This window comes from Pedobacter frigoris (assembly GCF_005116445.1).
Lineage (GTDB): Bacteria > Bacteroidota > Bacteroidia > Sphingobacteriales > Sphingobacteriaceae > Pedobacter > Pedobacter frigoris.
On sequence record NZ_SWBQ01000002.1, the window covers coordinates 539,307 to 560,244 of the forward strand.

The following is a 20,938-nucleotide window of genomic DNA, read 5'->3' on the forward strand; positions in this document are numbered from 1 at the left end:
TAAACATGAAAAGAACCTTTCTTTTACCCTTAATATTGTTGGCTATGCAAAGTTGCGCGCAGAAAACCGATCTGAACTTAATTGTTGGGACTTATACAAAACCGGGTGGAAGTGAAGGTATCTATGTTTATAATTTCAATACCGCTACAGGAGATTTCAACCAAAAAGGACTAGCTAAGGGTGTAGAGAACCCTAGCTATCTTGCTGTTAGCGCAGACAATAAATTTGTTTACAGCGTAAATGAAAGCAGCAAGGCAAGCAGCGTAAGTGCATTTGCTTTTGATGGTGTAAAGGGCGGCTTGAAGTTTCTGAATAAGCAGCCAAGCGGACAGGATCCTTGTTACATCATTTCTGATGGTAAACATGTAATTTCTGCTAATTATTCGGGAGGAAATACCTCTGTGTATGGCATACAGCCGGATGGTTCTTTGTCTGCCTTAAAGCAGACAATACAGCATAGCGGAAAAAGCGTAAATAAAGACAGGCAAAACAGTCCGCATGTACACATGGTGCAGTTTACACCTGATCATAAATTTGTAGTGGTTAATGACCTGGGTACAGACAAAGTTTACCTCTACAAATACAATGCAGGCGCTGTTGCTGATGTGTTGACGCCTCAGGACAGTGTTGCTACTGAGGCTGGCTCAGGGCCCAGACACATCATTTTCAGCAATGATGGCAGGTATGCTTACCTGATTAATGAAATGTTTGCCTCGATCACGGTCTTCAGTTACAATGACGGCTCATTAGAGCAGATGCAGGAAACTAAAATTACTGCTGATGGATTTAACGGAGAAAATGGCGCTGCCGATATTCACATTTCACCTGATGGGAAATTTTTATATGCCAGCAACAGAGGAAGCGAAAACAAGATCACCATATTCGCTATCGAAAAGGGTGGCTTGCTGAGCAGAAGAGGTATGGTAAGTACAAGAGGTAAAGGCCCAAGGAACTTCATCATTGACCCTACAGGAAAATATTTACTGGTAGGTCATCAGTACGATAACAATATTGTAATTTTTGAACGTGATGCTTCCAGCGGAGCACTGAAAGATACTGGCAAACGGATCAATGTAGGATCTCCGGTATGTCTGGTGTTTGCGCCGGTTAAGTAAGGCGTTTACAGAAACTCATATGAGGTATTACACGTCATCTCGAACATCGTGAGAGATCTCTCTCTGCGTTCGAGATGACGAATACCTAAGAATGATTCAATTTCAACTGTGCCTCTATCACCTGGTTGTAATAACTAATGTATTCCGGCAGGATCTTTTTCAGGTCAAAATCTTTAGCCCTTGTTAGTGCATTTTCTTTAAACTGCTGCAATACAGCATCATCTTTCAGGATGGATATCGCCTTAGCTGCCATGTCATCCACATCACCGACATTACTCATATAGCCGCAAAAACCATCGATGTTCAGTTCTGGTAAGCCACCGGCATTGGAAGTAATTGCAGGAACTTTACAAGCCATAGCCTCAAGTGCCGCCAATCCGAAGCTCTCAGATTCTGAGGGCATCAGGAAAAGATCTGACACAGAAAGAATCTCTTCTACCGCATCCTGCTTGCCTAAAAACCTGACATGCTCACAAATATTGAGGCTTCTGCACAGCTGTTCGTCATAAGCCCTTTCAGGCCCATCTCCTACCATCAGCAGTTTTGAGGGTATAACCTCCTGGATCTTTTGAAACATCCTGATCACATCAGCAGTACGTTTTACTTTTCTAAAGTTGGACGTATGGATGAGTATGCGCTCATTGTTTGGGGCAATTGCCTTTTTAAAATGATCTTTTGGTTTTAAACTGAACCTGGTAAAATCTATGAAATTGGGAATTACTTTTATTTCATTGGTGATCTCAAAATGATTTTCAGTATCGTCTTTAAGGCTTTGAGATACCGTTGTTACGCCATCTGATTTATTGATAGAAAAGGTAACCACTGGTTTATAGGTTGGGTCTTTGCCCACCAAAGTAATGTCTGTACCATGCAGTGTAGTTACAAACGGAATATTGATTCCATAAGTTTCCAGAATCTGCTTGGCCATAAATGCGGCAGAAGCATGCGGAATTGCATAGTGCACATGCAGGATATCCAACTGTTCAAAACGGACTACGTCTACTAATTTGCTAGCCAAAGCGGACTCATATGGAGCATAATCAAACAAGGGATAGTCCCTTACCGACACCTCATGATAGAATAAATTGGCTGAGAAAAAATCCAGACGTGCCGGTTGGCTGTATGTGATGAAGTGTACCTGATGCCCCTCATCAGCTAATGCTTTACCTAGTTCGGTGGCTACAACACCACTTCCACCAAAGGTTGGGTAACAAACAATACCTATTTTCATCGAGAATAATTGCTTTTAGATTCGAATACAAATTACTGCACTTAAACCGAGCTTTGTGTTAAACTATTGCAATTATTTAGCTAACTCTTCATTTCGGCCTGTATCACGAGATACATCTCATTTGGCCTTTGTGTGCCGATGTAATATTCAAAGCCGTCCATATCTGTAAGTACCACCACATCCTTTCCGGAGGAATAAAAACGGATGCTTCCTTTTCGGTGCAGATTGTAGACAGGGTTATTGAAAAAATAATTGCTGTAGGTATCTTTTCTTACGTTTTTGATGGTATTCAGATCGATCTCTACACGTTTGGCCGACCATAGACCATCTATGATGATGCGTTTATTGTCAATGATGGTTTTATACTGGATCAAAAAGAGCAAAGCTATGGAAACCGCAATGATGCTGAAACCTACAACCAGAAATAAGTCCTGTGTATTGTCACGGTCGCGCTCGTAGACATAAGCGGCAAAACAGAATGCTGCCATTACCAGCCTGATACATATGCGGATATAATCCCGGCCAATGTATTGTTTCTCAAAAAAAGCGTAGCGGTTTCCCATTTGTGTAAATTTCCAATAAAGTTACTCGTTTTTTCAATAGTACCTATTTCTTTTTATCGGTTATGAAGCTGGGATGAACCGACGGTCTTTAGCGCAACTCGAAGATGGCTACTTTTTTAGTCTGTCCGGTGACTTTATAGCGATTGTCCTGCCTTAAACCTACTACCCAGATGATATCGCCATTGCCATTGATGAGTATAGGAACCTGATCTTTTTCAATAAGCGGCACCTTTTCATCGATAAAAAAGTCACTCAGCTTTTTCATTGTTTTCATTCCGATAGGCACAAACTTATCGCCCTCCTGCCTGCTCCTGATCACCAATGGATAGATCAGCAGGTCGCTGTCTACAAACGCTTTCGTCTTCTCTTTTTCAAAATACGGAGTGCCGGAATAAGACATCAGTATTTTTTGGCGGCCAACTTCTACCAGTTCTTCATTGCCATGGATGAAAACATTTTGCGGAGTTGTTGTATTTGACTCACTTAGGATCAATATTTTGCGATCCAGTGTTATGCGATGTGTAGGGCTATAAAAAGAAGTCCCGCTCTGCCTGTCAAGTGATTGAAAGATTTCCAGCGTAACAGATTCTGAAAACCCATAGGGTCTGAGCAATTCAAAAAGCAATAACCTTTGCGGCTTTAAAGACCTGACCTTAGCTATAGAAATATGAATCTCCTGATGGTGCTTGATGAGCAGCTCATCGCGCAAACCTGCTACGACTTGCTGGATGACCATTTCTGTATCGGCGAACCGTTGAATGTTCTGTTCAAATGTCTGCTCCAGATTGGGATTGATTTCTTTGAGCTGGGGAATTACCTTAAGCCTGATCTTGTTCCTGGCATAATTGGTAGTCAGGTTGCTGCTATCCTCTACAAAATCTATGTTTTCTGAGATGATCAGCCGATCGATATCTTGTCGGGAAAGAAACAGTAGGGGGCGGACCAGCTGATCTCGTTTTGGCAAGATGCCGTGCAGTCCGGCAATGCCTGTTCCCCTGGTCAGGTTGAGCAGCACTGTTTCTATGGCATCGTCCTGGTGCTGTGCCAATGCAATTGCAGTATAGCCATTTTCACGTCTGATCTCTTCGAACCACTCATAGCGCAGCATACGCGCAGCCATTTGAGTAGATACCTTTTGTTGCGCAGCATAATCTTTGGTCTTAAAATGCGTTACATGAAACGGAACTCCGAGGGTTGCTGCAAGGAGGTGAACAAAGCTTTCATCGCGCTGAGACTCGTCGGCCCTCAGACCAAAATTACAATGTGCAATGCCAAACTGATATCCGCAATTTTTAAACAAATGGGCCATCAATACAGAATCCTTACCCCCGCTCACGGCAAGCAGAATTTTTTCATCCTCTGCAAAGAGCAGGTGTTGCTGAATAAAGCGTTTAAAGTCTGTAAGGGGTAACATCTTTCAAAAATAACAACTAACTTTGTAAAGTGCAGAAAATACACCTTTTGTTTATTTTATTTATATTCCCAATCTCTCTGTTTGCTCAGCAGAGAACGAAAATCATTTTGCAGAGCAATGAGGCGGGTAGAATGGACGCCAAGACAAACGCAACTCACCTTAAAAAGCCTGTATTCCTACATGAAGGTGCCACCCTCAGCTGCGACAGTGCAATACTCTATTCAGAACGTAATGTTTTTGAAGCTTTCAGTAATGTGCACATCAATCAAGGAGATACGATAAACATTTTTTCAGACCATCTGATCTATGATGGCAATACAAAAATAGCCCTTCTAACCAGAAACGTCAGAATGCTGGACAACCTAAATGTGCTGACAACGGATAATTTCACCTACAATACCGGAACTCAAAATGGCACGTATGTGAATGGAGGGAAAATTGTCAGTAAGGATGTAACTGTAACAAGTAAAAACGGCCACTATCTGGGTACGTATAAAGACACTTATTTTCGCTACGACGTGGTTACAGTAACTCCGGAAGTGCGCATCACTTCGGATACCATGAGGTACAACACAATTAGTAAGATCACCTACTTCTATGGTCCGACAAACATCAAGGGTAAGGGCGACAACCTGTATACGGAGAATGGAGCTTACAATACCCAAAACGAACAAGCTTTCTTCGGTAAAAAGAACTTATATACCAATGGTTCCAAATCGTTAAAAGGGGATAGTCTTTACTATAATGGCGTGCAGGGGGTTGGTAGAGCAGTGAAGAATATTGTCTTCAAGGATACATCGGATAAGACCATCATGTATGGGCAGCTCGGTTACTACTATAAGGCTGACGAGCGTGCCCTGGTCACGAAAAATGCATATGTAGGGCTCGGCACTGCTGATTCGGTTAAGGTAGGCAAGAAAATGCAGCCCGACAGCATTTGGCTGGGTGCTGATACATTGGAAACTCAAATGGCTTTACAAAAAAAGCTGATACTAATTGAATCGCCTGTCCTTAAAAAGGATAATGAGCTTGGAGAGGAAGAAAAAACAGAGGAAAAAGGTGATGCACCGAAAACCGCCGGACAGTCTGCGGCGAAACCTGCAAACAAAGCTTTACCTCCTACGAAAACTGCGCCAGTCAAAAAACTCAGCAAAAAAGAACAGAAGGCACTCGATAAAGCAATCAGGGAAGGAAAGGTTAAACTCCCCGATCTAAAGGCAGACAGCTTGATTAGCGACAGCATCAAGTTGAAAGTGCCGGACAGCATTTCCACAGATTCGCTTAAAATAAAAAGGGCGGCGGACAGCTTGAAAAAAATGGCAGACAGCCTGCTTAAGAAACCCGTAGTGGCAGGTAAAAAAACTGATAGCTTGACGAAAAAAACAGGTGTGACGGCAGACAAGGCGAAAGCAGTACTGAAGGGAACGACTCCAGCGAAAGGGGCATTGAAAGGAGTTGTCGCGAAGGCAGGAACTGCTAAAGCAGCATTGGCTAAGGACACTGCAGCATTCAATCCGCTGGACACGGTAAGGACCAGGATCATCAAAGCTTATCACAATGTGAGGGTTTATAAATCAAATATGCAGGCTGTTGCTGATTCTCTTTTTTATACAAATGCAGATTCTACCCTTCGCTGGTATGGCAAGCCCATCCTCTGGTCGCAGAATTCCCAGCAAACAGGAGACACCATTTATCTACGTCTGAAAAACAAGAAATTAAATACCTTACAGGCTGTACAGAATAGCTTTATGGTAAATGTTAACACCGACTCCGCGAAATTCAACCAGGTTAAAGGAAAACTCATTACTGCGTTCTTTACCAATGGTGAAATCAGTAACGTGTTTGTAGATGGAAATGCGGAAAGCGTTTATTATGCTACTGACAAAGACAGCGCATATACTGATATGAACCAGACGGTGAGCAGCAGGATTAAAATTCTTTTTAAGAACAAAAAGATCACTAAGCTACTGGCGATCAGGGATCCTGAGGCCCTTAGAATTCCCATAAAAGAATTGAAAGAAGATGTTTTGCTGACAGGATTTATATGGAAGCCTGAATTGAAGCCGCTTTCAAAGAAGGACATCATCACCGGAAAGCTAAAACCAAAGGCCCCTGCTAAAAAACCTGTTGTAGCTTCCAAAGCCAATACCACAGCAAAAAAGGGAGCGATAATTAAAAAGCCTGATGCTAAGGCAGATATGCTGAAAGGTACTATCAAACAAGCCGATTCTTTATTGAACAAGGTTGACCCTGCTATTAAAAAGGAGGTTATTAAAGCCGCGGATTCAATTCAGCGTATTAAACCGGACAGTCTGATTAAAAAACTGGAATCTAGCCCTTTAAAAAAGCTATAAGCTTTTGCATTGCGAGGGCTCGGTGACTGATCTGATTTTTCTTTGCCATAGTCATTTCAGCAAAGGTATAGTCATAACCAAGAGGTTCAAATATAGGATCGTAACCAAATCCCTGACTTCCTGCCGGAGTTTCTCTGATGTTGCCATAGATCACACCCTCGAAGAGGAATACTTCGTTGTTCCGGATCAATGATATCACCGTCCTGAAGTTGGCTTTGCGGTTGGCAATTCCTTCCATTTTTTGCAATACCAGTTTTAGATTTGCTCCGTCATCCTTAATACCGGAGTAACGGGCGGAGAAAATTCCGGGTTCGTTATTCAACGCCTCAATCTCGAGTCCGCTATCGTCTGCAAAACAGTCCAGTTGATAATGGTCTACCACATACCTGCTTTTTAAAGTTGCATTTTCTGCAAAGGTAGCCCCAGTCTCAGGAATATCAGTAGTACAGCCAATATCGCTTAAGTTTAAGACTTTATATTGTCCATCTAAAAGTGAACCGACTTCTTCAGTTTTGTGTCGGTTATTGGTCGCAAATACAAGTTCCGGCATCATAATCCAAGTTGTTTAAGACTTCCCCAAAGCGTTTTCTTCGCATGCTGATCCTCATGAAGTCTTTTCAGTTCTGCAGAGAATATCATCATGACCCCTTCTTCTCTGATGACTGTGTTTTCAGGATGGGCAGGAAGTTTTAATTGTAATGGCGATACCCCAAAGGCAAAGATGATGGTGCTTGAAAAATGATCCATCAGGTGGCGGTAGGTTGCTGTCTGGTAATTGTGGTAGTTCAATAAAGCAAAATCATTTGCACTTAGGTTTACTGATTTTACAATCTTCCTCAATAATTCCCTTCCGTTTTCATCACTAACCTCATGATCCGCATCATTCACCAGGATTAAAATATTGCGCTGATTTTTCCCCAGGTATTTAAATTCGATCTTTTCAACTATCGCCTGTATGCGCTCCGCTGCCGGTTCGGCTATCATTACGGGCACCTGTGTTACCACCTCTGCATTGGCAGACACTGCCTTCTCATTTTCAACGATACGAACCTGTTGACTCAATGAACTTTGAGGTTCATTTACGAGGTAAACATCATCTGTAAAAAACAATCTCAGGCCGTCTCCGCTGGTGGTAAGTTGGTTAACCATTAATGATAATTTTGTTGGAAATCTTTTTTCTGTTAAAATTAGTTAAATATCTCATTATAGTGCCTTTATTTATTACTTTTATGCCTTAAAAATTAATACGAAAGATCTTTTGTGAGAAAAGTTTGCTGCGTCATTATTCTATCCTTTTGCATTGCAGGCGCATTTGCTCAAAATGTGGCTGTTATCAACGGGAGACCAATAAGTAATAAAGAATTCATGTGGTTTTATAAAAAAAACCACTCCGGCAATGCAAGCGCTACTTACCAAGACCTGGAGGCGTACCTCAACCTGTACATCAACTTCAAATTAAAGGTACTGGATGCAAGGGAAACAGGACTTGATAAGGATACTGCCTACACAAAAGAAATTGAGAATTATGAGTCGGCTTTACGTACTCAAAAAAGGATATCAAAATCAAATGCCGAGTATTCGTTTATTCTGAATGAATATAGAGAAGCTGTTCTGATGTTCAATATCTCAGAGAAAAAAATATGGGAGCGGGCACAGAATGATGAGAACCAGTTGCGTAATTTTTATGAGAATCATAAAAATCAATACCAGCAAAGCTCTTTTGATGAAGCGAGGGGACAAGTGATCGCTGATTATCAGCAAAAAATGGAGGATGAATGGGTAATCGGTTTAAGGAAGCGTTATGCTATAAAGGTCAACCAGGATGAAGTGAGAAAACTGGCTAAATTATAAATGCTGGTCAATAGGATAGATAATATTAAATTTGCAAAAAAAGAATACAATTGAACAATCATAGAATGAGGAAATTTTTAGTAATCGCAAGTGGATTTTTCTGCTTGTTTTTAAATGCACAAGCTCAGGGTCCCAAAAAGAATATAGATAAAGTTGTAGCGGTATTGGGCAATAACATCATACTGTTATCTGACCTGAATCAGCAGTACGCACAGTATTTGAATGGTGGAAATCCTGATGACCCTAAGGTAAAATGTTTTATCCTGCAGCAAATGCTTACCCAAAAGCTACTTAAACAACAGGCAGAAATTGACTCAGTAATGGTTGATGAATCTCAGGTTGATGATGAGGTAGACAGAAGGATGCGTTCGATGATTTCAAAGGCAGGCGGACAAGAAAGGCTTGAAACATTCCTTAATCGGTCTGTATTGCAATACAAAGATGAGATCAGACCTGATCTTAGGGAACAGTTGATTTCCAATAAAATGCAGCAGAAGATAACTGAGAACGTAAATGTTACGCCTCTGGAAGTGAAACGTTATTTTGAAAGCTATAAAAAAGACAGTCTTCCGGATATCCCTACTGAATTTGAAATTGGAGAGATCGTTCTTCATCCAAAACTGACTAAAGCTGAAAAACAAAAGTTCTACGATAAGATAGACGCATTGAGATTGAGGGTTAAAAGTGGTGAAGACTTTGCTTTCTTAGCTAAATCTTACTCTGAAGATGGCGGTTCTGCTCCAGATGGTGGAGATCTAGGTTTCTTCGATCGGCAGAGAATGGTAAAAGAATTTACTGCACAGGCTTTCAAATTAAAACCGGGTGAGCTTTCTCCGGTATTTGAATCAGAGCATGGATTCCATATTTTACAGGTAATTGAACGTCGCGGAGAGCAGGTTAATGCCCGTCATATTTTGGTTAAACCCCAAACTACCCCGACAAGTTTGGAGCGCATTAAGCTTCAAGCTGATACGATCTACAGAAACCTGATCACCAAAAAAATTCCTTTCTCTGCAGCTGCATCTCTTTATTCAGATAATAAAGAATCTCAGTACAATGGTGGTATGTTGCTTTATGCTGATGATGTTAGTCAGAGAACAACCTTCATTCCTGCTGACAAACTTGATCCTAAAGTGTTTCTTGTTGTAGATACCATGAAAGTTGGTGGCATCTCTTCACCAGTTGCTTTTTCCGATCCTGATGGGAAAGAAGGTTATAAAATTCTTTATCTGAAATCGAAGATACCTCCTCACAAAGGAAACCTTGATCAGGATTATGCTAAATTTAAAGAGCGTGCACAACAAGATAAAATCAACCTTAAATTGAGTGAGTGGTTTGAGAAAAGAAGAGAGAATACCTACATCAGAATTGATGGAGATTATGACGACTGCGATGAATTAAAGATCTGGTCTAAAAATTCAAAAAAATAAACCTTATGCAGTTTGACAATGATATAAAAGCTGTAGACGCGCTACACCAGGCATACAATAACATCAAATCGGAAATAGGTAAGGTTGTTATAGGACAGGAAGAAGTCGTTAAATCGGTTCTGATCTCCATATTTAGCAATGGTCATTGCCTGTTGGTTGGAGTGCCCGGACTAGCAAAAACATTATTGGTTCAAACTGTTGCAGATGTACTGGACCTGAATTTCAACAGGATCCAGTTTACACCGGATTTGATGCCCAGTGATATCATTGGTGCAGAGATTCTGGGAGAAGACAGAAATTTTAAATTCATCAACGGCCCGGTTTTCTCCAACATTGTTCTTGCTGATGAGATCAATAGAACACCCCCGAAGACTCAGGCGGCATTGCTAGAGGCGATGCAGGAAAAGGCAGTTACAGCCGCAGGACAAAGACATGTGCTGCCCAATCCTTTCTTTGTACTGGCAACACAAAATCCAATTGAACAGGAAGGCACTTATCCCCTTCCGGAAGCTCAACTGGACAGGTTTATGTTCAACATTCATCTCGGCTATCCGACATTCAATGATGAGCTCACCATTGTAAAAAATACAACCAGCAATAGTGATGTTCAGTTGAAGAAAATAATTGATGCGAAGCAGATCCAATACTTTCAAAAGCTGGTCAGAAATATTCCTGTTGCAGATAATGTAGTAGAATATGCGGTAAAGCTTGTCAGCAAAACACGTCCTCACACACCAATGGCGACAGAAGATGTCAATAAATACATCAGTTGGGGTGCAGGTCCAAGGGCCTCACAATTCCTTGTTATAGGGGCTAAATGCCATGCAGCAATTTCAGGTAAATATTCACCGGATATTGAAGATGTTCAGGCTGTAGCTGAAGCGATACTGAGACACCGTATCGTGAGAAACTATCGTGCTGAAGCCGAAGGTCTGTCTATTGAGCAGATCATTAAAAACTTATTTTAGGCTTTCAGAGACCTTTTTATATAGATTAGGATAATCTGTTATTACACCATCGACACCTAGTTCGATCAGGTATTTCATGTCTTTCTCTGTATTCACCGTCCAAGGAATGATTTTAACGCCTGCATCATGACAGCGCCGAATCAATCCCTTGCCTACCAATACGGAATAAGGGCTGTAGACAGTAGGCATAAAACCCAGTTCACCAACATTCACTTCAAAATCGATCTTTTCGTCTATCAGTAAAGCCGTTTTCATTTTCGGGTAATGCTCATGCAGATACTGTAGTGTACGCATATCAAATGATTGTATCGTCACACGTTTAGCTATCTTTTTATTGTTCACGATCTCCATGATGAGTTCTACAAATTCCGCGGGTTCCGGCTGAAACTCGTTATCTCCTTTAGGGATTGCTTTTGTCTCAATACTAAAATTTGGTTTTGGCAGCTTGTTCTTCTTCACATAATCTTCAATGGCATCAATCGTTTCTTCAAGCAAGGGCTTACCGATCACCATCTTCTCCTGATAAGGAAAACGGCTATGGACTTTACTTCCAACATCGAATTTCTGAACTTCAGCATAATCCATCTTATAAATATTATATTTCTTCTGATCTTTCAGTGTGATTGCTTTACCATCCGGCATTAAGCTTATCTCATGATTAAAATAAGGTTCCTGAGACAATACGACCTTTTTATCTTTAGAAATCACGGCATTCATATTCAGCGTATTTACGCCCAGATCTAATGCGCGCAACATACCGGGAATGGTGTTTTCAGGCATGATTCCCCTGGCACCACGATTGCCCTGTAAATCAAATTTTTGAGCTGAGGCCTTAGTGAAGGCAAACAGAACAGCAATAAGTAACAAATGTCTTTTCATCAGTAAATATTTATTTATCAGCACCACCATGAAAGCTACTGCCAATAGTATAAAAAAAGGGTTTCTTAAATTACTCCTTTAAGAAACCCCTGTATTATAAGTAATATAATATATTAACGATCAGCCGGAGTAAATACTATAGAGATTAAATTCCAGTTGTGATCAGCCTGGCGCTCATAAACAAATACATAATTAAAGCTCTCTCTTAGGTCAGCTTTGTAATCAACCGCAGCAACACCATAAGAATAAGCAAAATCACCGCCATCTGCTTTATCTATCTTAGTCGTTTTTAAAGCTACTTTGCTAATCATGCTATTGAAGAAAGCCAAAGCCTTGTCTTTTCCTAATATTGGCTCATATCCTGGGAAAAGCACTCTTACATCTGGATTAACAAAGCCTGCAAAAGCTGAAATTCCATAAGACTTAAGCGTTGCGTTTAACGTTTTCTCCGTAGTAGCAATGATGTTTGCCCCCGCTTCTCTTTGCTTATCATTTAAGAATTTTGGTTTATAGAATTCCTTTGGTTCTATAAATTCATTTGTTGGTTTATTTAAAGGCTTATTGTGTTCAGTACCTAAATCAAGCACCAATTGCCATTTACCATCGTTTACTTTCCACAGAGAGAAATATTCACCATAGGCTGTTTCAGTTCCTTTATAAATATATGGTCCCGTGGTAAATCCCCAGTCGCCACTTTTGGATACCCTTGCATAGGCAGGAGTCCAGCTGAGGTCTTTGGTATCACCCTGAGTTGCATAATAAGTTTTCGCATTCACCGGATTAGGTCTGAACACCAATCCATTATCTGCTGAATAGGTTGTAAAAGCTACTTTAGCGCCATTTTTAGCGAGGATTTCCGCGAATTCTTTTTCTGCTTTTAAAAGAGATTTGGTAGTACCATCAGATTTTTGAGCATATGCCCCAATGGTAATTGACGCAGCAACAATTGTATAAAGAAATTTATTCATCATAGTATTTAAATAGTTAGAGCGAATATAAGATTTGCTATGTTTTATTGTTTAAAAAGTAATTAACAATTGCACAATACTAGATCTTGTTCCAGGTTGTACCTTCTTTACTATCTTTTAACTGGATTCCCATACTTTGCAATCCCAGCCTTATTTTATCAGAGGTCGCATAGTCCTTATTTTCTTTAGCCGAAGTACGGATATCGATAACCAGGTCTAGAACTGAGTTCAATTCAGTATTTGAAGTATCTTCATCTTTCAATCCAAAAATATCAAATACGAAATCATTCATTAGCTTTTTCAGATGACTCAGCTCCACAGCAGATATTTTACCTTTTCCGTCGTGAACAGTATTGATAATTCTCACTGCCTCAAATAGTTCGGCGATTACTACAGGGCTGTTAAAATCATCATTCATTGCTTTTAAGCAATTGGCAATGATAGGCTGTACTTCAAAATCACTGCTTTCAGATGCAACCAATTTATCAAGCAGGCTAACTGCGTTCATCAATCTTCTAAAGCCTTTTTCTGATGCATCAAGCGCTTCATTAGAAAAATCAAGTGTACTGCGGTAATGTGCCTGAAGCATAAAGAATTTAACGGTCATCGGGCTAAATCCTCTTTCCAATAATGGATGGTCGCCGGTAAAAAGTTCACCCGGCAAAAAACCATTACCTGCAGTCTTGGACATTCTTGTTCCGTTTACAGTGAGCATATTGGTATGCATCCAATACTTAGCCGGCTGTTTATGACTGCAAGCTTCAGACTGGGCGATTTCGTTGGTATGGTGAGTAGCAGCAAGATCCATCCCTCCACCATGAATATCGAATTCTTCACCAAGGTATTTTGCACTCATTGCAGAACATTCGATATGCCAACCTGGAAATCCAACACCCCAGGGTGATGGCCAGCGCATTAGCGTTTCAGGCTTTGCTTTTATCCACAATGCAAAATCAAGCCTTCCATGCTTTTCATCCTGTCCATCCAGCTCGCGCGTATTGGCCAGCATGTCTTCCAGGTTTCTGTTGGTCAGGATCGTATAGTTGTATTCCTTACTGTATTTTTCTACATTAAAATAAACAGCTCCATTTGCTTCATAAGCATAACCATTTTTTATGATTTCCTGAATCATCTCAATTTGCTCAATAATATGGCCAGTGGCTGTAGGTTCGATACTTGGAGGCAGGGTATTGAACATTCTCAATACATCATGAAAGCCCAAAGTATACTTCTGAACTATTTCCATAGGTTCCAGCTGTTCAAGCTTTGCCCTTTTTGCAAATTTATCATCTCCTTCGTCACGATCTCCCTCTAGGTGTCCTGCATCAGTTATATTCCTTACATAGCGAACCTTGTAACCACTATATTTCAGGTATCTGAAAATTAAATCAAAGGATATGAAAGTACGACAATTACCCAGATGAACATCACTGTAAACGGTAGGACCGCAAACATACATCCCTACGTTAGGGGCGCTTAACGGTCTAAAAGGTTCTTTTTTACGTGTTAGGGTATTGTATAGCTGTAAGGCTGTATTCATCTTGCAAAGGTAAAAAATTTAGGGATTTAACGTCAAATCGCTGCGAACAGGAAAATGATCTGACAATTTAGCTTCTATAATGTGATAGTTGTGAACTTTTATGTCTTTTGTAGTGGCAATATAGTCAATCTGAAAATTCGGGAACTTCCCATTATACGTTCTCCCTAGCCCGGTGCCCTGTTCCTTAAAGGTATTATTCAGCGATTTGGTCAATTGGGTTACAGCATAAGAAGCTGGAGTATCATTAAAATCTCCTGCAATCAGGTAAGGCGTTTGACAAGTCGCCAGATGCTGCTTCATGATGTCTACCTGTGCGCTGCGCTTTAAAAAAGCACTTCTCAACATACTGATGATTCTTTTTGACGGCATCAGTTCGGCATCCATCTTTTTAGTGACCTTATCTATATAGTTGTAGTCCTGCTTGTCAAAAGAAATGGATTGAAGATGAATGTTATACACTCTCAATTTTTGTTTATTGATTAGCAGATCAACATATATACTTGCATTTCCCCCAAAATTCTCTCCAAACACGATAATGCCCTTATCCTTTATTGGATATCTTGAAAATATAGCCAGTCCGGTAGCTTCATAACTGTTTTCTGCCGATGGTACAAAGTAATAATAAGGTGTTTTTAGAATCCGCTTTAAGCTATCGGTGATGTCAAAAGAACCCTTTCTTCTGGTAAAATACTCCTGAAAACAGATGATATCCGGATTTTCATTCCGAATTACCTCCAGCATCTGTTGTTTTACCGGCTCTATATTTTCAAGTCCGTAAGGTTTAAAACTATGGACGTTATAGGTCATCATACGGATATGATCCGGCTTGTCTTTTGCTCCTTTTCCGGCATTGCCGAATAAGCCAAGAGTAGCCGTTAATGCATTCCAACCGATCAAGATCAGCACAGTAGTGCCTATGGCAAAATTCCAGCGCTTTCTAAGGCACCACCACAATATCATCAGTACATTAAATAGCAGCAAGAATGGGTAAGCAAGCCCGAAGAATGGAAGGTATTTATAATCACGTGGGTCAAACCTCCCGGCCATGAAGCCTAATACAAAAGCAATTGCCAAAATTATGGCGACTAAGCGTACCAGTTTATCAAGAAATGAGGGCTTGGATCTCTTCATAATTAATGTTTACTTGCCTTAAACAGTGTTTCCTTTTCTTCCCTGGTCAGTTTATCGTACCCTGTTTTAGAAATCTTGTCTAAGATTGTATCTATTTCTTTTTGATCTACGGTAATCTCTTTTTTCTTTACAGAAGAAGGGGCTGTCGAGTCCTTCTTTACAACCCTCAGTTTTGGTTTTTTCTTGAAGACATTGCTCAGGTCATTTCCGCTTTGCAATAATTTGATGAAAGTAAAACCCATAATCATACCACCGATGTGTGCAAAACTACCACCCGCATCTGAAGTTCCTATACCAATAAGGTTTAAAACTACATATGCAATAGCAAGAAATTTCAATTTCAAATCTCCCAAAAACATAAGCCTGATGCTGTAATCTGGCACAAGAGTGGCTGTTGCGACCACAATAGCCATTACACTTGCAGATGCTCCAATAACGGTTGCGACTGATGCAGATGAAGCAAAAACAGGGAATATATTATTGGCAATAAGGTACACTAATGCACCGGCAACGCCTCCCGATAGGTACACAAAATGAAATTGTCTGGGCTTTAAAAAGTCTAAAAATATTCTTCCCATCCAAAACAGCCACAGCATATTGAACAACAAATGAAGGAACCCTCCATGAAAGAACTGATAGGTTAATATCGTGTAAAACCTGACAGGCAGTTTAACCAGTGATGCCGGAAATCCGAAATACTCCCTGACCCAGTCCCCACCAGCTATGCTCCCATTTCCTGACAGGAAAAAAGGAATGTTGATCAGCGCAAACACCACAAAAATGATGACGTTTATCCCAATGTATAAATAGGATGGATCTCCGGATTGAAATATTTTATGTTTCAGTTCTTTTAAAGGGCTGTTATTCATAATATTTATAAAATCTATTATTGTCCTTATCCTTCCAAAGCTTCACCAGAATGAAGCCAATTAATGCTCCCCCAAGGTGTGCAAAGTGAGCCACTGAATCTCCCGGCACTTTGGCGACACCAGATGTAAGCTCCAATATCACATAACCAATTACAAAATACTTTGCTTTAACTGGTACCGGAAAAAATAGCATCATGAGTTCAGTATTGGGATACAACATACCAAAAGCTACCAAAATACCAAATATTGCACCTGAAGCACCCACCATAGAACCACCGTAAATACCCAATAAAGTATCTCCTTCACTTCCGGTCAGATTTGGAATATGAACGTTTGCACTAATCCCATTTCCGCTTCTAACCAAGTCTGTAATTGGATTGTTTAGTGCAGATCCGGTGATGTGATAAACCTCGTAAGCCTGAACACCCATTTGTAAAGCTACGGCGCCAAGAGCGGTGATCAAATAGTAGTTTAGAAAACGTTTTGCTCCCCAGCGTTTCTCCAGCATACCGCCGAACATAAACAAAGCAAACATATTAGAGAATAGATGGAAAAAATCCGCATGCATGAACATGTATGTCAGCAACTGCCAAACCCTAAACAATTCAGAGTCTATATAATAGACACCAAGTAAACTTCTAAGATCTGCTATACCTACATTCTGGAGCACAAGCGTAGCTACAAAAAAAAGCACGTTGATGATCAACAGGTTTTTTACTGCTGGTGGTATGTCAATATTATTCATTCTTTTCTATTTATCAAATTTCTTATCCAATTCTGTCAACCCTATCGTTTGTATTACCGGTCTGCCGCTAATGCTAAAGTTAGGAGTTTTACAGGCAAAAAGCTGTTCAATCAGGGTATTCATTTCTGCCTGTCCCAATACCGTACCACTTTTAATGGCACTGTTGCGTGCCATGCTTCTGGCCAGTGAATCACGCTTATCCAGTCTTAGCTCCTGTTGAGAATTCTTAAAGCCCTCTATCAGGTGTTCAAACAACTGTGTTTCATTAATATTATTACTTCCCAGATCTACAGGAATCCCTTCTATCACTAACGTATTTTTACCGAATTCTCTTACTTCAAAACCCAAACTTTTTATATCATCTAACAGGCTTTTTGCAAGCTCGTAGTCATTTGGGCTCAAAGTAACTGTCTGCGGGAACAAACTTTGCTGCGAAGCTCCCTTCCTGTCTTCCAGATGCAGGATAAATCTTTCGTACAAGATCCGTTCATGGGCTGCCTGCTGGTCAATCAACATCAACCCTGATTTGATCTGTGAAATGATATACCTGTTGTGCAATTGCATCAGTTGCTTCTGTACCGGAGCAAATTGGCCATCTGTATTTGTTTCAGGCAAATCAAGAGACGATTGTTCTGCCGGACTTTCTTTCGCAATCTCGTAAAGAGAACCCCAGTTCTTTGTACTTGGGGACATTCCTCCTCCGCCGCCACCATAATTTTTAGAGAAACTTGCATAAGCAGCGTCTCTGGTAGAAGCAGATTTTTCATCCGCAAAGGGATTAAAATCAGGATTGAAGCTAATACTTGGGGGCACAATCTCCTCAGGTGCTTTATGAGTGATCATATTGCTAAATCCAGTTTCCTGATCAAAATCTATTGTCGGACTAATATTGAATCTTCCCAGTGACCGTTTAACTGCGGAATGCAGTATGGCATAAATAGATTTCTCATCCAGGTACTTGATCTCTGTTTTAGTAGGATGAACATTCACATCTATCTTTGCCGGATCAATTTCGATGAACAGCACATATAAAGGAAAATTATCGTCTGCCAGCAACTCTTCGTAAGCCCTGTTTACGGCATGGTTTAGGTAAGCATCTTTAATGTAACGGTTGTTTACAAAAAAGAACTGTTCGCCCCTTGTTTTCTTGGCAAACTCAGGTTTGCCTATAAAACCTTTTAAGTTGATAATAGTGGTTTCTTCTTCAACCGGGATCAGGCGTTCATTGTAGTTATTGCCAAATAAATGAACGATACGCTGCTTCAATGGCGAAGATGGCAGCCTGTAAATTTCTGCTCCGTCATGGTGCAAGCTAAATGCAATACCAGGATGAGCCATTGCAACTCTCTGAAATTCGTCGATAATGTGACGCGTTTCTGCCGGATTACTTTTCAGAAAATTTCTTCTCGCCGGTGTATTGTAAAACAGATTTTTAATAGAAATGCTTGTACCTTCTGAGGTAGCTACGGGCTCCTGTTTGATAAAAGTCGCGCCTTCGATCTCGATGAGTGTACCTACTTCATCTTCGTGTCTGCGGGTCTTCATTTCTACCTGGGCTATCGCGGCAATAGAAGCCATTGCTTCTCCCCTGAACCCCATGGTCCTTATCGCGAATAGGTCTTCTGCCTTGCGGACTTTTGATGTGGCGTGGCGTTCAAAACACATTCGCGCATCAGTAACACTCATCCCGCAGCCATTGTCTATCACTTGAATCAATGCCTTACCGGCATCTTTGATAATCAGTTGAATTTTATTCGCACCTGCATCTATGGCGTTTTCCAAAAGTTCTTTTACTGCCGATGCGGGGCGTTGCACCACCTCTCCTGCCGCAATTTGATTGGCAACACTATCGGGTAAAAGTTGTATAATATCTGACATCTATATTCCTTGGTAAAGGCTGCTAATTTAGGCAAAATAAGCCTCAATAAGGACTATCTTTTTATATCTTTAAAAATCCATAGATCAAAAACCCTAATTTTACGTTGTTCTAACAAGCCCAATACAGAGATAGAGATTATATGAAGAAAAACAACCTTGCAAGCATCATTACCATTAGTTTTATTGCCGTATTTACATGGAGTGCCTGCGCACAGGAACACAAGCAAAATGAACAAATCCTTACTGTTGTCAATAACATTACCAGCAATACTGTACTTTTAAATAATCATGAGCAAATAGTCCCTCTAAAGAATCTCGATAAAAAAAATATAGCTTCAGTAAGTCTGGGCTTCAGTAACCAAACTGTATTCGACAGCCTGCTCAATAAATACACTAAGATCACCTCTTTCTCTTCGGTTGATTATCAAAACTCAACAACACTGAACGATCTTGAGGATGACCTTAAATATTTTAATACTGTTGTAGTGAGCATCCCTTCAGCCGCTGCGAATGATGTGAGAAATACCAATTTCATTTTAAATATCGCCCGCAATAAAGAGGTAATTGTGGCTGTTTTTGGAGATGGCAGAACTTTAGGCTCCTTGGATGCAATCAAGACCCCAATTGTATGGACAGATCAGAATACACCAATGGCCGCTACAGTCATTCCACAGATCATATTCGGAGGCATCGGGATCAGCAAAAAGCTGGCTAACAATTTATCGCCAAAATACACCGCAGGTTCTGGCTTCAGCACTACGGCTTCACGTCTAAAATACACATTACCTGAAGACGCGGATGTAAACGCCGACAATCTGAAGGGCATAGACAATATTGCGAATGAAGCAATTAAAGCACAGGCAACTCCTGGAATTGTGGTACTGGTGGCGAAAGACGGAAAAGTGATTTTCAATAAAGCATATGGAAATCATACCTATGTAAATGGCATCCCTGATAAGCTGACTGATATATTTGATCTGGCTTCGGTGACAAAAACGACGGCCACTACTCCAGTAGTCATGCGCTTGGTTGAGCAGAACAAATTAAATCTGGACACCAGCATCGGAGCTTATATACCTAAAGCACGCAACTCTCCTATGAATGAAATTAAAGTGCGTGAGGTTATGCTTCATCAGGCAGGATTTATACCTTTCATACCTTTCCATGATTATGTAAAACCGGGAGATTATAGCAGAGACTCCAGTGCAGTGTACCCGACAAAGGTTGCCGACAATTACTACATTAGGAAAAACTTCTTTAAGGATGTCATGTGGCCAAAAATGCTGAACTCCCCTATCAAAACCAGGGGGAAATATGTATATAGCGACATTAGCATGTACGTCATGAAAGACATCGTGGAACGCATCAGTGGGATTCCTCTAAATCAATATGCTGCTGATAATTTTTACAAACCCCTGGGCATGCAAACTGCAGGCTTTCTTCCGAGAAACCGGTTCAGTAAGGATCAGATTGTACCCACAGAACAGGATACTTATTTCAGAAAGACATTACTTGAGGGCTATGTTCATGATCAGGGGGCTGCACTTGCAGGTGGCATATCCGGGCATGCCGGGCTATTTGGAAGTGCTAACGACGTAGCGATCATTTACCAAATGCTCCTCAATAAAGGAACCTATGGCGGACAGCAGTATTTTAAACCTGAAACCGTACAGTCATTTACTTCTAAACAATCCAATGTGAGCAGAAGAGGACTTGGCTTTGACAGGTGGGATCCGGACTTAACCAAGAAGTATCCATCTGAACTGGCCTCAGCTCAAACATATGGACATACAGGTTATACCGGAACCTGTGTTTGGGTTGATCCATCCAGAGGATTGGTATATGTCTTCTTATCGAACCGGGTTCATCCAACTGTTAGTGAAAAACTAGGCAATATGAAGATCAGGGGAAGAATACAGGATGTGATTAATAAGGCTATTGATAGCGGAATAAAATAACAAAGAGGCTGCCCTGCTTTCGCCATGCGTTCGTATCAACTGGG

The 20,938-nt window shown here is 40.7% G+C and carries 18 protein-coding genes; 6 read left to right on the forward strand and 12 right to left on the reverse strand.

The window, feature by feature from the left end; genetic code table 11:
* Nucleotides 1–5 precede the first annotated feature (5 nt).
* Entirely contained in the window at nucleotides 6–1,115 is a 1,110-nt protein-coding gene (locus FA047_RS08830; protein WP_136835605.1) for a lactonase family protein, read from the forward strand.
* Nucleotides 1,116–1,200: 85 nt separating this feature from the next.
* Here the strand turns inward: FA047_RS08830 and bshA are convergent, their stop codons facing one another.
* From bshA to tilS, 3 genes are all read right to left on the reverse strand, one after another.
* Nucleotides 1,201–2,346, reverse strand: coding sequence for an N-acetyl-alpha-D-glucosaminyl L-malate synthase BshA (gene bshA, locus FA047_RS08835; RefSeq protein WP_136835606.1), 1,146 nt, complete (start codon nucleotides 2,344–2,346; stop codon nucleotides 1,201–1,203).
* Nucleotides 2,347–2,426: 80 nt separating this feature from the next.
* Nucleotides 2,427–2,909, reverse strand: a complete 483-nt coding sequence (locus FA047_RS08840) for a hypothetical protein (RefSeq protein WP_136835607.1) — start codon at nucleotides 2,907–2,909, stop codon at nucleotides 2,427–2,429.
* 88 nt (nucleotides 2,910–2,997) lie between these two features.
* Nucleotides 2,998–4,323 (reverse strand): tRNA lysidine(34) synthetase TilS, encoded by a 1,326-nt coding sequence (gene tilS / locus FA047_RS08845; RefSeq protein WP_136835608.1) that lies wholly within the window; start codon nucleotides 4,321–4,323, stop codon nucleotides 2,998–3,000.
* A 29-nt stretch (nucleotides 4,324–4,352) separates the two neighbouring features.
* On the opposite strand from tilS, the gene FA047_RS08850 reads away from it, so the two are divergent.
* Complete coding sequence (locus FA047_RS08850) at nucleotides 4,353–6,677, forward strand: OstA-like protein (protein ID WP_225872679.1); 2,325 nt, start codon at nucleotides 4,353–4,355, stop codon at nucleotides 6,675–6,677.
* On the opposite strand, the gene rdgB is transcribed toward FA047_RS08850, so the two are convergent.
* Together rdgB and FA047_RS08860 are read right to left on the reverse strand one after the other, a co-directional pair.
* On the reverse strand, nucleotides 6,655–7,227 hold the full coding sequence (gene rdgB, locus FA047_RS08855) for an RdgB/HAM1 family non-canonical purine NTP pyrophosphatase (RefSeq protein ID WP_136836039.1): 573 nt from the start codon (nucleotides 7,225–7,227) through the stop codon (nucleotides 6,655–6,657). The genes FA047_RS08850 and rdgB overlap by 23 nt on opposite strands.
* Nucleotides 7,227–7,826, reverse strand: coding sequence for a hypothetical protein (locus tag FA047_RS08860; RefSeq protein ID WP_136835609.1), 600 nt, complete (start codon nucleotides 7,824–7,826; stop codon nucleotides 7,227–7,229). Before FA047_RS08860 ends, rdgB begins: the two co-directional genes overlap by 1 nt.
* Before the next feature lie 174 nt (nucleotides 7,827–8,000).
* Here FA047_RS08860 and FA047_RS08865 point away from each other — a divergent pair, with 174 nt between their 5' ends.
* The 3 genes from FA047_RS08865 to FA047_RS08875 all read left to right on the forward strand — a co-directional run bounded on the left by FA047_RS08865 (nucleotide 8,001) and on the right by FA047_RS08875 (nucleotide 10,926).
* Nucleotides 8,001–8,528: a hypothetical protein gene (locus tag FA047_RS08865; RefSeq protein WP_225872680.1), complete on the forward strand. Its 528-nt coding sequence runs from the start codon at nucleotides 8,001–8,003 to the stop codon at nucleotides 8,526–8,528.
* A 65-nt stretch (nucleotides 8,529–8,593) separates the two neighbouring features.
* Nucleotides 8,594–9,958: a peptidylprolyl isomerase gene (locus tag FA047_RS08870; protein WP_136835611.1), complete on the forward strand. Its 1,365-nt coding sequence runs from the start codon at nucleotides 8,594–8,596 to the stop codon at nucleotides 9,956–9,958.
* A 5-nt stretch (nucleotides 9,959–9,963) separates the two neighbouring features.
* Entirely contained in the window at nucleotides 9,964–10,926 is a 963-nt protein-coding gene (locus FA047_RS08875; RefSeq protein ID WP_136835612.1) for an AAA family ATPase, read from the forward strand.
* Here FA047_RS08875 and FA047_RS08880 read toward each other — a convergent pair.
* The 7 genes from FA047_RS08880 to mutL all read right to left on the reverse strand — a co-directional run bounded on the left by FA047_RS08880 (nucleotide 10,918) and on the right by mutL (nucleotide 18,936).
* A complete protein-coding gene (locus FA047_RS08880; RefSeq protein ID WP_136835613.1) occupies nucleotides 10,918–11,805 on the reverse strand; it encodes a glycerophosphodiester phosphodiesterase family protein in 888 nt (295 codons plus the stop codon). The genes FA047_RS08875 and FA047_RS08880 overlap by 9 nt on opposite strands.
* A gap of 113 nt (nucleotides 11,806–11,918) precedes the next feature.
* Nucleotides 11,919–12,776, reverse strand: a complete 858-nt coding sequence (locus FA047_RS08885; protein WP_136835614.1) for a DUF4440 domain-containing protein — start codon at nucleotides 12,774–12,776, stop codon at nucleotides 11,919–11,921.
* Nucleotides 12,777–12,852: 76 nt separating this feature from the next.
* On the reverse strand, nucleotides 12,853–14,313 hold the full coding sequence (gene cysS / locus FA047_RS08890) for a cysteine--tRNA ligase (RefSeq protein WP_136835615.1): 1,461 nt from the start codon (nucleotides 14,311–14,313) through the stop codon (nucleotides 12,853–12,855).
* A gap of 18 nt (nucleotides 14,314–14,331) precedes the next feature.
* Entirely contained in the window at nucleotides 14,332–15,444 is a 1,113-nt protein-coding gene (locus FA047_RS08895; protein WP_136835616.1) for an endonuclease/exonuclease/phosphatase family protein, read from the reverse strand.
* Nucleotides 15,445–15,446: 2 nt separating this feature from the next.
* Nucleotides 15,447–16,313, reverse strand: coding sequence for a rhomboid family intramembrane serine protease (locus tag FA047_RS08900; RefSeq protein WP_136835617.1), 867 nt, complete (start codon nucleotides 16,311–16,313; stop codon nucleotides 15,447–15,449).
* Nucleotides 16,306–17,058, reverse strand: a complete 753-nt coding sequence (locus FA047_RS08905; RefSeq protein WP_136835618.1) for a rhomboid family intramembrane serine protease — start codon at nucleotides 17,056–17,058, stop codon at nucleotides 16,306–16,308. Before FA047_RS08905 ends, FA047_RS08900 begins: the two co-directional genes overlap by 8 nt.
* Nucleotides 17,059–17,064: 6 nt before the next feature.
* Nucleotides 17,065–18,936: a DNA mismatch repair endonuclease MutL gene (gene mutL / locus FA047_RS08910; protein WP_136835619.1), complete on the reverse strand. Its 1,872-nt coding sequence runs from the start codon at nucleotides 18,934–18,936 to the stop codon at nucleotides 17,065–17,067.
* Between the two features lie 140 nt (nucleotides 18,937–19,076).
* Here mutL and FA047_RS08915 point away from each other — a divergent pair, with 140 nt between their 5' ends.
* Nucleotides 19,077–20,894 carry a serine hydrolase domain-containing protein gene (locus FA047_RS08915; RefSeq protein ID WP_136835620.1) on the forward strand — a complete coding sequence of 606 codons (1,818 nt, stop codon included), beginning with the start codon at nucleotides 19,077–19,079 and terminating at the stop codon, nucleotides 20,892–20,894.
* Nucleotides 20,895–20,938 lie beyond the last annotated feature (44 nt).

Excerpts from the sequence above, each read along its gene's own strand:
- rdgB (WP_136836039.1), bottom strand. The coding sequence starts at position 7,227 with ATGCCGGAACTTGTATTTGCGACCAATAACCGACACAAAACTGAAGAA.
- FA047_RS08880 (WP_136835613.1), bottom strand. The coding sequence starts at position 11,805 with ATGAAAAGACATTTGTTACTTATTGCTGTTCTGTTTGCCTTCACTAAG.
- FA047_RS08875 (WP_136835612.1), top strand. The coding sequence starts at position 9,964 with ATGCAGTTTGACAATGATATAAAAGCTGTAGACGCGCTACACCAGGCA.
- FA047_RS08905 (WP_136835618.1), bottom strand. The coding sequence starts at position 17,058 with ATGAATAATATTGACATACCACCAGCAGTAAAAAACCTGTTGATCATC.
- cysS (WP_136835615.1), bottom strand. The coding sequence starts at position 14,313 with ATGAATACAGCCTTACAGCTATACAATACCCTAACACGTAAAAAAGAA.
- FA047_RS08830 (WP_136835605.1), top strand. The coding sequence starts at position 6 with ATGAAAAGAACCTTTCTTTTACCCTTAATATTGTTGGCTATGCAAAGT.
- bshA (WP_136835606.1), bottom strand. The coding sequence starts at position 2,346 with ATGAAAATAGGTATTGTTTGTTACCCAACCTTTGGTGGAAGTGGTGTT.
- FA047_RS08840 (WP_136835607.1), bottom strand. The coding sequence starts at position 2,909 with ATGGGAAACCGCTACGCTTTTTTTGAGAAACAATACATTGGCCGGGAT.
- FA047_RS08885 (WP_136835614.1), bottom strand. The coding sequence starts at position 12,776 with ATGATGAATAAATTTCTTTATACAATTGTTGCTGCGTCAATTACCATT.
- FA047_RS08900 (WP_136835617.1), bottom strand. The coding sequence starts at position 16,313 with ATGAATAACAGCCCTTTAAAAGAACTGAAACATAAAATATTTCAATCC.
- mutL (WP_136835619.1), bottom strand. The coding sequence starts at position 18,936 with ATGTCAGATATTATACAACTTTTACCCGATAGTGTTGCCAATCAAATT.
- FA047_RS08860 (WP_136835609.1), bottom strand. The coding sequence starts at position 7,826 with ATGGTTAACCAACTTACCACCAGCGGAGACGGCCTGAGATTGTTTTTT.
- FA047_RS08915 (WP_136835620.1), top strand. The coding sequence starts at position 19,077 with ATGAAGAAAAACAACCTTGCAAGCATCATTACCATTAGTTTTATTGCC.
- FA047_RS08870 (WP_136835611.1), top strand. The coding sequence starts at position 8,594 with ATGAGGAAATTTTTAGTAATCGCAAGTGGATTTTTCTGCTTGTTTTTA.
- FA047_RS08895 (WP_136835616.1), bottom strand. The coding sequence starts at position 15,444 with ATGAAGAGATCCAAGCCCTCATTTCTTGATAAACTGGTACGCTTAGTC.
- tilS (WP_136835608.1), bottom strand. The coding sequence starts at position 4,323 with ATGTTACCCCTTACAGACTTTAAACGCTTTATTCAGCAACACCTGCTC.